We start from the raw sequence: 13,042 nt of genomic DNA, 5'->3' as shown, positions 1-13,042 counted from the left end.
CTTCTGTGGTCGGGTAGGTGAGGGAGCCGTCGGGCTCGTCGTCGTGCGGGGCTGAGCGACGGTGTCGGCGCGTCGTCAGAAGTTGCCGAGGCCGCCGCAGACGTTGAGGGCCTGCGCGGTGATGGAGGCGGCGGTGTCGGTGGCCAGGTAGCCGACCAGTCCGGCGACCTCCTCCGGGGTGGAGTAGCGGCCGAGCGGGATCTTCGAGGTGAACTTGGCGAGGATCGCGTCCTCGGAGGTGTCGTACGCCTCGGCGTAGCCCTGCCGCACGCGCTGCGCCATCGGCGTCTCGACGTAGCCGGGGCAGACCGCGTTCACGGTGATGCCGGTCGGGGCGAGCTCGTTGCCGAGCGCCTTGGTGAAGCCGACCACGCCGTGCTTGGACGCGGAGTACGGGGCGCCGAGCACCACACCCTGCTTGCCCGCGGTGGAGGCGATGTTGATGATCCGGCCCCAGCCGCGTTCGCGCATGCCGCCGGCGTTGAGCACCTCGCGGGTCACCCGGAAGACGCTGTTCAGGTTGGTGTCGATGACGTCGTCCCACACCTCGTCCGACACGTCGGCGGTCACGCCGCCGCCGCTGCGGCCGGCGTTGTTGACCACGACGTCGACGCGGCCGTACGTCTCGACGGCGGCGGCCACGAGTTCCTTGACGGACTCGGGGCTGCGGACGTCGGCGGTCGCGCCGGACACCTCCAGGCCCTCCTCGCGGAGCTCCTTGACGGTGAGCTCGACGGACTCGGCGCTGCGCGCGCAGATGAACACGGCGAGGCCGGCGGAGCCGAGGGCACGGGCCGACGCCAGACCGATTCCGCTGGTCGCCCCGGTGATGAGCGCGACGCGGCGGTCGGTGGTGGCCTTGGGCTGAGTCATACGGATCTCCTCCGGAGGGGTTGGGGTATGGGGGCCAAAATGCGCTGGGGCACTTGAAGGGGTATCGAGCGGGGCTGGACTCTTCGGCGGGGCCGCGTGCGCGGTGCCTGGGGCTCCGCCCCAGACCCCGGAGGCCCCACCCCGCCCCTTCCCGAGACCCGCCGGGGGTGGGGTGGTTCGGCTGCGGACCGTGGGTGGTTGCTCGCGCAGTTCCCCGCGCCCCTGGCAGGGTTGACCTTGGCAGGGTGCCCTTGCGGGCATACCCAGCCTGTCATGGGGGTCCCCCCTGGCCCTTAAGGCCTTGGGGGAGTTTGAGGACGAGCGCCCTCAAGGCGCGCACGGGGGTCTGGGGGCGGAGCCCCAGCGGGGCACCAGTACGGGTCGAGCGGGGGGCGGCACGCTCCTGGGGCAGGAAGATCCAGGAGGAGAGGACCCCCATGAGCGTCACCGAGCTGCCGCAAGCCACCACCGCCGGGCTGTACACGGAGATCCAGCAGTTCTACGCGGAGCAGATGCACCTGCTCGACGACGGCAAGGTCGAGGAGTGGGCCCACACCTTCACCACCGACGGTGTGTTCGCCGCCAACGCGCAGCCGGTCCCCGCGGTGGGCCGCGAGGCCATCACCGCGGCCGCGGCCGCCGCCACCGAGGCGTACGCCAAGGCCGGCGTCCAGCGCCGGCACTGGCTGGGCATGGTCTCGGTCGAGGGCGTCGACGGCGACGCCGTGAACGCCCGTTGCTACGCGCTGGTCATCGAGACGCCGCGGGGTGGGCGACCGGAGATCAAGGCGAGCACGCTGTGTGAAGACCGGATCGTGCGGGTGGACGGGGCCTGGCAGATCCAGGACCGCCAGATCACCCGGGACGACCTGATCTGACCCTCCCCCCCCCAGGACAAGTGCCCGCACGCAATCCCCCGGCGTGCGGGCACTTCTGCGTGTACCGGGGGGGGCGGGGGTGGGGTGCGGGTCGGGCGGGGTGCCCTGGGGCTCCGCCCCAGACCCCGTTCGCGCCTCAAGGGCGCTCGTCCTCGAACGCCGGACGGGCTGGGGGTGGGCTGGTGTCCATGCTTGCCGGGCGGGCTGAAGATGCCGGTGCCGGCCAGGGGCAACCCTGTCAGGGGCGCGGGGAACCGCGCGACCAGCCACCGACTTCCCGCAGTCGACCAGCAAACGTATTCAGCCCTTCCGGCGTTTGAGGAGCGGGGTCCGGGGCGGAGCCCCAGGGGGTTGCCTCGCGGGCGCACCCCGCGCAACGCAAACGGCCGCCGCACCCCGTAAAGGGTGGGCAGCCGTTGCAAGGGGCATCCCGCAGGGCTACGCCGCCGTCGCGGTAGACGACAGGCACTCGTTGATGAACTCCAGCAGCAGCCGAGGCGTGGACGCCTCCGCCACCGTGTCGTCGGACAGCTGTATCCGGTAGTCCCGCTCGATGACCCCCGTCACCTGAAGGATCGCGAGCGAGTCGTAGCCCAGGTCGTCGAACGGCACGTCCAGGACGTCGCCGTCCAGGTCGATCCCCTCGCCGACACCGGCGCACTCGCGCAGCAGCGTGGTCAGTTCCTTGAGATTCATGAAGATCGCCTTTCTCGCACAACAGGTCTCACGACAACAGGTTGGAGTTCAGTTCGCCGCGGTCACGACGGCCGCGGCGTTGAAGCCGCCGGTCCCGCGGGCCAGGACGAGTGCGGTGCGGACCGGGCCGCGCCGGGCCTCGGTGACCAGGTCGAGCGCGTCGGCCGCGACCGGGTTCGTGACGTTCACGGTCGGCGGGATCACCGCGTCCCGGATGGAGAGCAGCGCCGCCGCCAGGTCGAGCGAGGCGCCGCCGGCCGACAGGCGGCCCGTCATGGTCTTGGGGGCCGTCACGGGCACCCCGCGGGGGCCGAAGAGCGCGGTCAGGGCCGCCTCCTCCTGGCGGTCCAGCTCCGGCACCCCGGACGCGTCCGCGAAGACGACGTCCACGTCCGCGGCCGTCAACCCGGCTTCCGCCAGCGCCAGTTCGGCGGCTCGGCGCAGGCCCGGCTCGCCCTCCCGGCCCGGCCCCGGGTCGAAGGTGGCGGCGTAGCCCGAGAGCTGTCCGTAGACGCGCGCGCCGCGCTCGCGGGCCGCCTCGGCGTCCTCCAGGACGAGGATCGCGCCGCCCTCTCCGGCGACGTAACCGCTGGCCTCGCTGTCGAACGGCAGGAACGCGCGCTCGGGGTCGGCGACCGGGCTCATCCGGCCGCCGGCCAGCTGCGCCGTCCACCCCCAGGGGCAGACCGCGCCGTCCACGCCGCCGGTGACGATGAGCTTGCTGCCCTTGCGCAGCTGGCGCCGGGCCTGGGCGACCGCGTCGAGCCCGCCCGCCTGCTCGGTGACCAGCACACCGCTGGGGCCGCGCAGGCCGTGCCGGATGGAGATCTGGCCGGTGTTGACGGCGTAGAACCAGGCGTACGACTGGTACGCCGAGACGTACTGGCCGCCCTTGCTCCACAGCGCCTGGAGCTCGCGCTGGCCGAACTCGAAGCCGCCCGCGGAGGCCGCGGTGACCGCGCCCGCCGAGTACTGCGGCATCTCGGCCGGGTCGGCGCCGGAGTCCTCCAGGGCCTCCTTCGCCGCGGTCAGGGCGAGCCGTGTCATGTGGTCGGTCTGCGGGAGCAGCCGGCTCGGGATGTGCTCCTCGGCGTCGAAGCCGGGCACCTCGCCCGCGAGCGTGGCCGGGTAGCCGGAGGCGTCGAAGCGGGAGACCGGGCGGATACCGCTCTCGCCGGCCACCGTCGCCTCCCACCAGGCCTGCGTGCCCAGGCCGTTGGGGGCGGTCACGCCGATTCCGGTGAACACCGCGGTGGCGGAGCGCACCGCCGTACGTTCGAGCAGTTCGCTCGTCATGCCGTCTTCCTCCGCTCGGGCTTGGTGAGCACGATCGCGCTCTGGAATCCGCCGAACCCGCTGCCCACGCTGAGCACGGTGTTGATGTCGCGCTCGCGGGCGTGGATCGGCGTGTAGTCGAGGTCGCACTTGGGGTCGGCCTCGTGCAGATTCGCGGTGGGCGGCACCATGCCGTGCTCGATGGCCAGCGCGGACGCGGCGATCTCCAGGGAGCCGATGGCGCCGAGCGAGTGCCCGATCATCGACTTGATGGAGGAGACGGGCGTGGCGTACGCGTGGTCGCCGAGGCTCTTCTTGAACGCGGCCGTCTCGTGGCGGTCGTTCTGCAGGGTGCCCGAGCCGTGCGCGTTGATGTAGTCGATGTCGGTGCCGGGGATCCCGGCCTCCTCCAGCGCGGCGCCGATGGCTTCGGCCATCTCCGCGCCGTCGGCCCGAAGCCCCGTCATGTTGTACGCGTTGGAGCGCGAGGCGAACCCGGCGATCTCGGCGTAGATGTGCGCGCCGCGCGCCACGGCCTGCTCGTACTCCTCCAGGACGAACACCGCGCTGCCCTCGCCCAGGACGAAGCCGTTGCGGGACTTGTCGAAGGGCCGTGAGGCCGTCTCCGGCTCGTCGTTGCGGTTCGAGGTGGCCTTGATGGCGTCGAAGCAGGCGACCGAGATCGGCGAGATCGGCGCCTCGGTGGCCCCGGCGATCATCACGTCGGCGCTGCCCTCGCGGATCAGCTCGACGGCGTGCCCGACCGAGTCCAGGCCCGAGGTGCAGCCGGTGGAGACCACAGCCGTGGGACCCTGCGCGCCGAACTCCCAGGCCACCTCGGCCGCGAACGAGCTCGGCACGAAGTAGTCGTACAGGTGCGGCACGGCCCGCTCGTGGTCGACGAGCCACTCGGCGCCGTTGTTGCTGACCGCCGCGTACTCGTAGGCGAGCCCGGTGGTCGCGCCGACCGCGCTGCCGATCGTGACGCCGGTGCGGAACGGGTCGATGCCCGCCATGTCCAGGCCACTGTCGGACACCGCCTCACGGGCGCCGACCAGCGCGAACTGGGCGGCCCGGTCGAGGCGTCCGGCCTGCTCCTCGGTCAGCCCCTGGGCGACCGGGTCGAAGTCGACCTCCGCGGCGATCCTCGACCGGAAGGCCGAGGCGTCGAAGAGGGTGACGGCCCTGGTCGCGGTGCGTCCCGCGGTCAGCAGGGACCAGTACTCCTTGGTGCCGACGCCTCCGGGGGCGACCACACCGATTCCGGTGATGACTACGCGTCGGCTCACCTGTCCCCCTCGTTGGGCTGGGCCTGGGGGTGCGCCCCGGGAATGTGCAGCACGGCTGCGTCACCTCTCTGATAGGTCCGCTGTGAGATCCGCTGTTGGAAGGAGTCTCGTCCTGCCCTCTTGACGCCCGCTCGACTCGCCGTCGTACTTCCCCTTGAGCGACTCCCGCAGCTCAAGGGCCACTTCGCGCAGCAGCTCGGGCACCCCCCGCTCGCGTACGAAGAAGTGGTCGCCGGGCAGGGTCTGGAGCCGGAACCGGGTCACCGAGTAGTCGGCCCACTCGGCCACCTCCCACAGCGGCGCGATCGGGTCGTCGCGCCCGGCGAGCGCCATCAGCGGGGTGCCCACCGCCTTGTCCGCGTTGACCTGGCAGAGTGCCTCGCCCAGGCGCAGATCGTCGCGGAGCGCCGGGATCACATGGCGCTGCCACAGCGACCGGTCCCGCCCGCCGGCCTCCGGCGGCGCCGCCTCCAGGTCGACGAGGAGATCGATGAGTTCGTGGTCGGGCAGGCGTGCCCCGCGCAGCAGCGTGTTGCGCAGATGCGGCGGCGGTACGGCGCCGATCACCAGCCGGGCCGGCGGCAGCAGGCCGTCGTCCTCCAGGGTGCGGGTCAGCGCGTGCGCGACCAGACCGCCGAGGCTGTGCCCGTACAGAAGATAGGGCCGGTCGAGCAGCGGAGTGATCAACTCCCGCAGCTCATTCATGAGTTCGGTGGCGTCCGTGATCCGCGCCTCCTTGGCGCGCGGCCCGCGGCCCGGAAGGAGGACCGGCACCACCTCGGCCGTGTCGCCGAGGATCTTCTGCCACTTGGCGAACGAGGAGATCCCGGCGCCCGCGTGGTGGAAGCAGAACAGCCAGGGCGTCACGGTGTCTTCCCGTACGGCGCTGTCGGTTCTCATTCGTCGATCAGGGCGACGGCCCGGGTCCAGCCCGCCCCCGCTCCGGCGATCTTCACGGGGAAGCAGGACACCCGGAAGCCGTGCGTGGGCAGGGTGTCGAGCTGGGCGAGCCGCTCGACCTGGCAGTACTCACGGCGCCGGCCGGCGAAGTGGGCCGGCCACAGGACCGACCTGTCGCCGGTCTCCTGGAAGGTACGGATCATGTGCCCGAACGGCGCGTCCAGGCTCCAGGCGTCGGTGCCGATGACGCGGACGCCGAGGTCGAGCAGGTAGTCGGTGGCCGCGCCGTCGAGCCCGGCGAAATCGGTGAAGTACCGCGGCGTACCGGAGTGTTGTGAAGCCCCTGTGTGCAGCATGACGATGTCGAGCGGCTGCGGGGTGTACCCGATCTCGGCGATCTGCTTCTCGATGCGCTCGACGCCGATGGTGCCGATGCCGACATCGCTCACGTCGAGCACGACGGCCGGGCGCAGGAACCAGTCCAGCGGCATCTCGTCGATGTGCCGGGGCCGTCCGTAGTCGCCGACCGAGCCGTAGTGCGAGGGCGCGTCCACGTGCGTACCGGTGTGGCTGGTCAGGGTGAGGGTGTCCAGGGACAGGAGTTCGCCCCCGGGCAGATCGGCCGGATCGAAGTCGAGCCCGAAGTGCTCCTTCATCTCCGCCGCCATGTGCGCGGCGCCCTCGGCGGGCGTCATGATCTCGTGGACGATCGGGTCCGGCTCCCAGCCGGCCGCGTCCACGGGCGACGACAGATCGATGACTCGCAAGGTAACCCCCAGTGTCGTTGGCGACGTTCGCGGGGCACTGTGCGTCGACCGCCTAGAGGCCGGATCGAGCCACGCACGCGTCGGACCCCGCCCTGTGGGGGGAGAGGGCGGGGTCCGGACGCGTTGCTGCCGGGCGGTCGGGCCGCCCGCGCGCCGCTCAGGCGGCGAAGAGGTCGAGCACCGGGCGACGCCCGGCCAGGTGCGAGTCGAGCGCCGGGTCACCGGCGAGCACCGCGCGGTGCAGCTGCTGGAGCCGTGCCGACGGGTCGAGCCCCAGCTCGTCGGCGAGCCCGCGCCGCAGGTTCTGGAACACGTCCAGGGCCTGCCACTGCCGGCCGGAGCGGTACAGCGCCACCATGCACTGGGCGTGCAGGCCCTCGTGCAGCGGGTGACGGGCCGTCAGGGACGTGAGCTCGGCGAGCAGCTGCATGTGCCGCCCGAGCCGCAGGTCGGAGTCGATCCGCTGCTCAAGAACACCGAGCCGGCTCTCCTCCAGACGCACGAGCTCGATCTCCAGCAGCGGCCCGAGACGCACATCGACCAGGGCGGGACCGCGCCACATGCCGAGCGCCTCGCGGTAGAGCGCGGCGGCGCTCTCGTCGTCACCCCGCTCGGCCGCGCCGCGCCCGGTCGCCACCAGACGGTCGTACTCGTGCACGTCCACCGCACCCGGCGTCACTTCGAGGAGGTAGCCACCGTGCCGGGTGGCGAGCACCTCACGTGCGGTGTAGGGGCTGTCCGGGCCGAGCGCCCCCGCGATCAGCCGGCGCAGCTGAAGGATGTACGTCTGCAGGGTGGTCAGCGCGCTGCGGGGCATGTCGGCGCCCCAGATCTCCTCCATCAGCGTCGGCACCGGCATGACCTGGTTGGCGTACACCGAGAGCAGCGCCAGTATCTGCCGGGGCTTGCCGGCGCTCGGGACGACCGACGTGCCGCCCGACTCGGCCATGAGCGGACCGAGAACCTTGATCTCCATGGGATTCCTCCGGGGTCGGATCTGCCGGATGACCCGATGGTTTCGGACCCGGCTCCAAGCACCCTCAAAAGCTGTCACCCAGACCGGACTTACGGCAGTGCCGGGCTCCTGAACCCGGCATGTGAGTGTCCTGGGGACGGGTATGAAAGTTTCATGTGCATCCCGTGACCGCGGCACTGGGGCGGATTCGGCCGACCCGGCAGAGTTCTGGACGTCGGCCCGACCAGGAGTCGAGAGCCGACGGCTAGGGGGTTCAGGTCCCCCGAGTCCTCGTCAGCTGTCTGCCAGGGGGAAAACCATGAATGCGAACGTTGCTCTCGCTGTTTCTGTCGGTGACGATCTTGTGATCGAGGAGTTCGGGCGGTACGCCGTTTCGAGCAGGCCCCCGTACGCCAGCTGGGGCTCCAGCGTCACCCAGGTACCGGCGTCGGCCACCGCCGAGACCGTCCGGCGCACCATCTGATGGCGGCCGTCCAGACCGCCGCCCCGCTCCTGGGGTTCAAGCCGCACCTGAGGGTCGAGCAGGTGCCCGGTGAAGCGGTGTACCTGATCTCCGACCAGCGCGTCACCGCACTGCACGGCGAGCAGATCGCTCGGCTCGCCCCCTTCCTCGACGGCACCCGCCCCCTGGAGCGCATCACCCAGGACACCGCGGACGCGCTCCCCTCCGGGCAGGCTGCCCGGCTGGTGTCGCGGCTGACCGGCGCCGGGCTGCTGTGCGGCCGTGAGCGCCAGGTGAGTGCGCAGGAGACCGCCGAGCAGGCGTACTGGGAAGCGGCAGGACTGGACGGAACAAGGGCGGCCAACGCCCTGGCCCACGGCGCGGTACGCGTCACCTCGGTCGGGAGTACGGACGCGGGCGAACTGTCGGCAAGCCTCGCCGCCGCAGGGCTCACCACCACCGACACTGACCCGGCCGACCTCACGCTCGTCCTCTGCGACGACTACCTTGACCCGGAACTGGCGGTCATCGACGCGGAGTTCCGTGCCACAGGCCGTCGCTGGCTGCCGGTGAAGACCGAGGGAACCGAGATGTGGCTCGGCCCCTTCTTCGGCGACCTCGACGGGCCCTGCTGGTCCTGTCTGGCCGAACGGCTGTGGCGGACCCGCTCGGTGGAGGCGCACGTCCAGCGCATGCTGGGCCGCTCGGGCCCGGTGCCCCGGCCCTCCTGCACGCTGCCCGCCGCCCGGCTCGCCGCCCTTCAGCTGGCCGGCCTCGAAGCCGCCAAGTGGCTTGCCGGATACCGCGATGAGAGCCAGCAGGCGCTGCGTACGCTCGACGGGCTGACCCTCGCCGGGGAGCTGCACCCGGTCGTACGCCGCCCGCAGTGCGCCACGTGTGGCGAGCCGGGCATGACCACCGCCCAGGTGCAGGCACCGGTCGTGCTGCGCTCGCGGGTCAAGCGGGACACCAACGGAAACGGCCACCGCAGCCTCACGCCTCAGCAACTCCTCGATCGCTTCGGGCACTTGGTCGATCCGGTCACCGGGCTGGTGCGCGACATAGTGCGCAACGCGTGCGGACCGGAGTTCTTCAACTCCTTCTCTGCGGGCCTCAACCCGGCCGCGGGGAACCAGGGTCTCGGCGCGATACGCGGCGGACTGCGAGCTTCCTGCGGAGGCAAGGGCGCCACCGAGGTCCAGGCCAGGGTCAGCGCCCTCGCCGAGGCCTTGGAGCGCCACTCCGGACATTTCGAGGGTGGCGAGGCAACGGTCCGCGCCAGCTATCGCGAACTGATCGGGGACGCGGTCCATCCCAACGACGTCCAGCTCTACGGAGAGCGGCAGTACACCGGCCGCGACGCGTGGAACGAGGCCCACGGTCCCTTCCAGCACGTGGCCGACCCCTTCGAAGAGGACACGGCAACCGACTGGACACCGCTGTGGTCGGTGACCGAGCAGCGGCACAAGCTGCTCCCGACCGCGCTGCTGTACTACGGAGTGCCGCAGCCGCCCGGCGCGTTCTCCTGCCTGGCCACCTCCAACGGCACCGCAGCCGGGGGAACCGTGGAGGACGCCGTGCTCCAGGGCTTCCTGGAACTCGTCGAACGCGACGCGCTGGCCCTGTGGTGGTACAACCGCACGCGCCATCCCGCAGTGGACCTCGATGCCTACGACGACCCGTGGATCACCGAACTCAAGCGCGTGCACGCCTCGTTGGGCCGAGAGGTGTGGGTGCTCGACCTGACCGCCGACCTGGGCATCCCGGTCATGGCCGCACTGTCGAGGATTGCCGGCGCCGAACCGGGGCAGCGGCAGGACATCATGTTCGGCTTCGGTGCCCACTTCGACCCCGCGATCGCGCTGCGCCGCGCACTGACCGAGCTGAACCAGATGATGCCGCACGTGGTCGCCCCCGACGGCAGCGTCTCCCGCGCGGCCGCCGAAGACCCCGACGTACGCGAATGGCTGCGTACGGCGACCGTGGAAGCCCATCCCTACCTCCTCCCCGCGGACTGCGCCCCGACGGGCCCGGACACGCACCCCTACACTCCGAACGACGACCTGTACGAGGACATCGAGGCGGTCGTAGGGCTGCTGCGCGACAAGGGGATGGAACTCCTCGTACTCGACCAGACGCGGCCCGACGTGGGCCTGCCGGTGGTCAAGGTGGTGGTGCCCGGACTCAGACCGCACTGGGCCCGCTACGCCCCCGGACGCCTCTTCGACGTCCCGGTGCAGCTCGGCAGACTCGCCGCGCCGACCGCGTACGAGGACCTCAACCCGGTCCCGCTCTTCCTCTGAACCCGCTGAACCCGCACGTCGCACGCGAACCACACCCTGCCGGTGGAAGGACCCTCTCTCATGCGTATCGACCGCCTCGCGGCCCGTGAACTCGGTGAGTTCTGGTCGCTGCGCGAGGATGTCACGGTGCTGTTCGGTCAGAGCACCGTGCTGCGCACACCGTGGGGGGAGCTGCACCTGGAACGCCCCGGAACGCTGCTGTGCGAGGCGCTGCGCCGGATGCAGCTGGGCCCGGTGTCGCTCGCCAATGTGGTACCCGGCTTTCCGGGCTACGACGTGCCGGAGGACGAGTGGAACGAGGCCTCGCGGGAACTGCTCGACGCCCTGGCACCGCTCCAGCACGTGATCGTGCGCCATCTCGCGATCGGCGCCTCGCCGCTGCTGAGCGTGATCCCGCTCTCCCCGCGTGCGTCGTTCCGTCCGCCGCCAGTCGCCCCCGGAGGCGAACTCCGCGTGCCGAAGGAAGCGGTGCTGCGCCGGCCGGGGCGCGATCCGGTGCTCTCGTACGAGGGCTGCGACCACCGCATCGAGCTGCACGGCCCCGACGCTCCTCGGCTGCTGCTCCACCTGCAGGGAGGGAAGGGCGATTTTCGGTCACCGCTGGACGTTCCGCTGCCGGGGACCGTCGTCCGGGCCGCCCGCGCCTACGCGGTCGCCGCCGGGATGCTTTCCGCGGTGGATCTCAAAGGTGCCGCCCGTCTGTGAGAACCGGTCGAGCACTACAGATTCGGGTCCCGGATTACCTATGATCCGGACCGGAGAGGTGCTTCTGACCGGGCACCACGAACCATGGGGGACAGTTGAAAGCAGAAGTAGTCGACCGTACGGAAGGAATATCCGCGGACGTCGGCAGCGTGGTGCTTCCGCCACGTAAGGCAATAGCCGTGACCGCGGCCGCACTCCTCGGTTTTTTCGTGATCGACGCCGTTTTCATCTGGGCTGAGAATCCGCCATGGTGGGAACGCGTCGTGGCGCTGCTCGGCTTCGTGGCGATCTTGGGTCTCCAACTCGGCCACTCGTTTCCGCAGCTACTGCCGGGCGTCTACCGCTATCGGTACGCGACCTGGAGCCTCCAGGCAGTTCTGGCCTATGCCCCCCTCGCCCTGTTCGGCTACGCGTGGGGCGGGATGACGGAGTTCCTTACCGCCTCCTCGGTCCTGGTCTTCCCGGCGGTGATCGGCTGGCCGCTCTTCGGTGCCGGAGTGCTCACCTGCTGGGGTTTGTACAGTGGCCGCGATGCCAACACCGTCCTCTACAACGTTGTCGAAGGCGCGCTGATCCCGCTGATCGTCATCGGACTGTCCCGGATGTCCGACATGATCGTGAAGCTGCACCGTTCCCGCGAGGAGCTGTCACGGCTCGCGGTCGCGGGTGAACGACTGCGGTTCGCCCGCGACTTGCACGATGTTCTCGGCTTCAGCCTGTCGGCGATTTCCCTCAAGTGCGAGCTTGCCTACCGGCTGCTCGCGGACGCGCCGGCCAAGGCGAACGAGGAACTCGGTGAAGTGCTGAGTACCTCACGCAAGGCGCTCGCCGACGTGCGTTCGGTCAGTCGTGGCTACCGGGAGATGTCGCTGTCCGGCGAGGCCAAAGCGGCAGTGTCGATGCTGTCTGCCGCGGGCATCCACACGACGCTGAAGTTCGAGGTCGGCCAGCTGCCCGCAGTGGTGGACACGGTCCTCGCGACCGCGCTGCGTGAGGGTCTGACCAACATGCTGCGGCACAGCAAGGCCGAGAAATGCGAGATCAGGGCCGAGCGCGTGGGCACCGGCGCCGTCCTGACGCTGGCCAACGACGGCATCGGCCGCGTGAGGCTCCCCAAGGGCGGTACGGACGGAGGTCTCGCCGCGCTCGACTGCCGCATCAGGAAGCTCGGCGGCACCCTCGGCCACGGCGCCGACGACCAGGGCTGGTTCCGCCTCGAAGCGGTCGTGCCGCTGCCGGACCAGGCCGGGGAGGACCGGGGCGCGGACCGCGTGGCCGCCGCCGACACGGACGACGCCGAACGACCGTCGGTACAACCCCAGGGGCACCGGGATCTGGTTCCCCGGGCCGCCACAGCGATCACACTCGCGGTCCTGGTGGGTTACTTCTTCGCGTATTCCCTGATCGCCATGTCCTACCGGCCACCGTTCGGCGAGGCTGTGGTGACGGAACTCTGCATCTTTGCAACTCTCGTCATCCAGCTCGCTGTTTCATTCCAGTGGCGATTCGCCTGGTCGGCCCGCCACCCTCGGCTGCTGAGCCACGGCGCCCTCGCTGCCATGCTGCTGCTTCAATGCGTGCCCTGGTCCTTCCTCGGTCCGACCTGGCTGGGGATGCCCGGCTTCGTCGCCGGCTCGGCGCTCCTCATGCTGCCGACGGCCGCGGGCTGGGGTGCGGTCGCTGCGCTGACGGTGCTCACCGACATCGTCTTCCGCCAGGTCGACGGGACGCTCACGGACCTCATCTACGAAACGGCGTACACCCTCATCTGCGCCCTGGTCGTTTTCGGCCTGTCCCGCATGGCCCAACTCGCCTCCGAACTCCACTGGTCCCGTACGGAGATCGCCCGTCTGGCGGTGACGACGGAGCGCCTGCGCTTTGCTCGTGACTTGCATGATCTGCTCGGGTTCAGTCTGTCGGCGATCACGTTGAAGTGTG

12 protein-coding genes are annotated in these 13,042 nt (G+C 70.7%); 5 read left to right on the top strand and 7 right to left on the bottom strand.

Annotated elements, in window-relative coordinates:
* Positions 1-75: 75 nt before the first annotated feature.
* Positions 76-873, bottom strand: coding sequence for a 3-oxoacyl-ACP reductase FabG (gene fabG / locus ABD346_RS27665; RefSeq protein WP_189964197.1), 798 nt, complete (start codon positions 871-873; stop codon positions 76-78).
* A 437-nt stretch (positions 874-1,310) separates the two neighbouring features.
* Here fabG and ABD346_RS27660 point away from each other — a divergent pair, with 437 nt between their 5' ends.
* Positions 1,311-1,751 (top strand): nuclear transport factor 2 family protein, encoded by a 441-nt coding sequence (locus ABD346_RS27660; protein ID WP_344378544.1) that lies wholly within the window; start codon positions 1,311-1,313, stop codon positions 1,749-1,751.
* Positions 1,752-2,189: 438 nt separating this feature from the next.
* On the opposite strand, the gene ABD346_RS27655 is transcribed toward ABD346_RS27660, so the two are convergent.
* From ABD346_RS27655 to ABD346_RS27630, 6 genes are all read right to left on the bottom strand, one after another.
* Positions 2,190-2,447 carry an acyl carrier protein gene (locus tag ABD346_RS27655; protein WP_344378541.1) on the bottom strand — a complete coding sequence of 86 codons (258 nt, stop codon included), beginning with the start codon at positions 2,445-2,447 and terminating at the stop codon, positions 2,190-2,192.
* Positions 2,448-2,495: 48 nt separating this feature from the next.
* Positions 2,496-3,743, bottom strand: a complete 1,248-nt coding sequence (locus ABD346_RS27650; protein WP_344378540.1) for a ketosynthase chain-length factor — start codon at positions 3,741-3,743, stop codon at positions 2,496-2,498.
* Positions 3,740-5,011, bottom strand: coding sequence for a beta-ketoacyl-[acyl-carrier-protein] synthase family protein (locus ABD346_RS27645; protein ID WP_344378539.1), 1,272 nt, complete (start codon positions 5,009-5,011; stop codon positions 3,740-3,742). The genes ABD346_RS27650 and ABD346_RS27645 overlap by 4 nt, the downstream gene beginning before the upstream one ends.
* A gap of 60 nt (positions 5,012-5,071) precedes the next feature.
* On the bottom strand, positions 5,072-5,911 hold the full coding sequence (locus ABD346_RS27640; protein ID WP_344378538.1) for a thioesterase II family protein: 840 nt from the start codon (positions 5,909-5,911) through the stop codon (positions 5,072-5,074).
* Entirely contained in the window at positions 5,908-6,678 is a 771-nt protein-coding gene (locus tag ABD346_RS27635; protein WP_344378537.1) for a cyclase family protein, read from the bottom strand. The genes ABD346_RS27640 and ABD346_RS27635 overlap by 4 nt, the downstream gene beginning before the upstream one ends.
* Before the next feature lie 157 nt (positions 6,679-6,835).
* The gene (locus ABD346_RS27630; protein WP_053726113.1) at positions 6,836-7,654 is read right to left on the bottom strand and encodes an AfsR/SARP family transcriptional regulator; all 819 of its coding nucleotides are present in this window, start codon (positions 7,652-7,654) and stop codon (positions 6,836-6,838) included.
* Positions 7,655-7,952: 298 nt separating this feature from the next.
* On the opposite strand from ABD346_RS27630, the gene ABD346_RS27625 reads away from it, so the two are divergent.
* The 4 genes from ABD346_RS27625 to ABD346_RS27610 all read left to right on the top strand — a co-directional run.
* Entirely contained in the window at positions 7,953-8,117 is a 165-nt protein-coding gene (locus ABD346_RS27625) for a hypothetical protein (RefSeq protein ID WP_344378536.1), read from the top strand.
* A complete protein-coding gene (locus tag ABD346_RS27620) occupies positions 8,117-10,399 on the top strand; it encodes a TOMM precursor leader peptide-binding protein (protein ID WP_344378535.1) in 2,283 nt (760 codons plus the stop codon). The genes ABD346_RS27625 and ABD346_RS27620 overlap by 1 nt, the downstream gene beginning before the upstream one ends.
* 60 nt (positions 10,400-10,459) lie before the next feature.
* A complete protein-coding gene (locus ABD346_RS27615; protein WP_344378533.1) occupies positions 10,460-11,104 on the top strand; it encodes a hypothetical protein in 645 nt (214 codons plus the stop codon).
* 209 nt (positions 11,105-11,313) lie between these two features.
* Positions 11,314-13,042 (top strand): sensor histidine kinase (locus ABD346_RS27610; RefSeq protein ID WP_344378531.1); only part of this gene is annotated, 1,729 nt, incomplete at its 3' end.

This window comes from Streptomyces mauvecolor, from assembly GCF_039532965.1.
Classification (GTDB): Bacteria; Actinomycetota; Actinomycetes; order Streptomycetales; family Streptomycetaceae; genus Streptomyces; species Streptomyces violascens.
The sequence above is the reverse complement of the archived record's forward strand: the minus strand, read 5'-3'. Positions and strand labels throughout refer to the sequence as shown.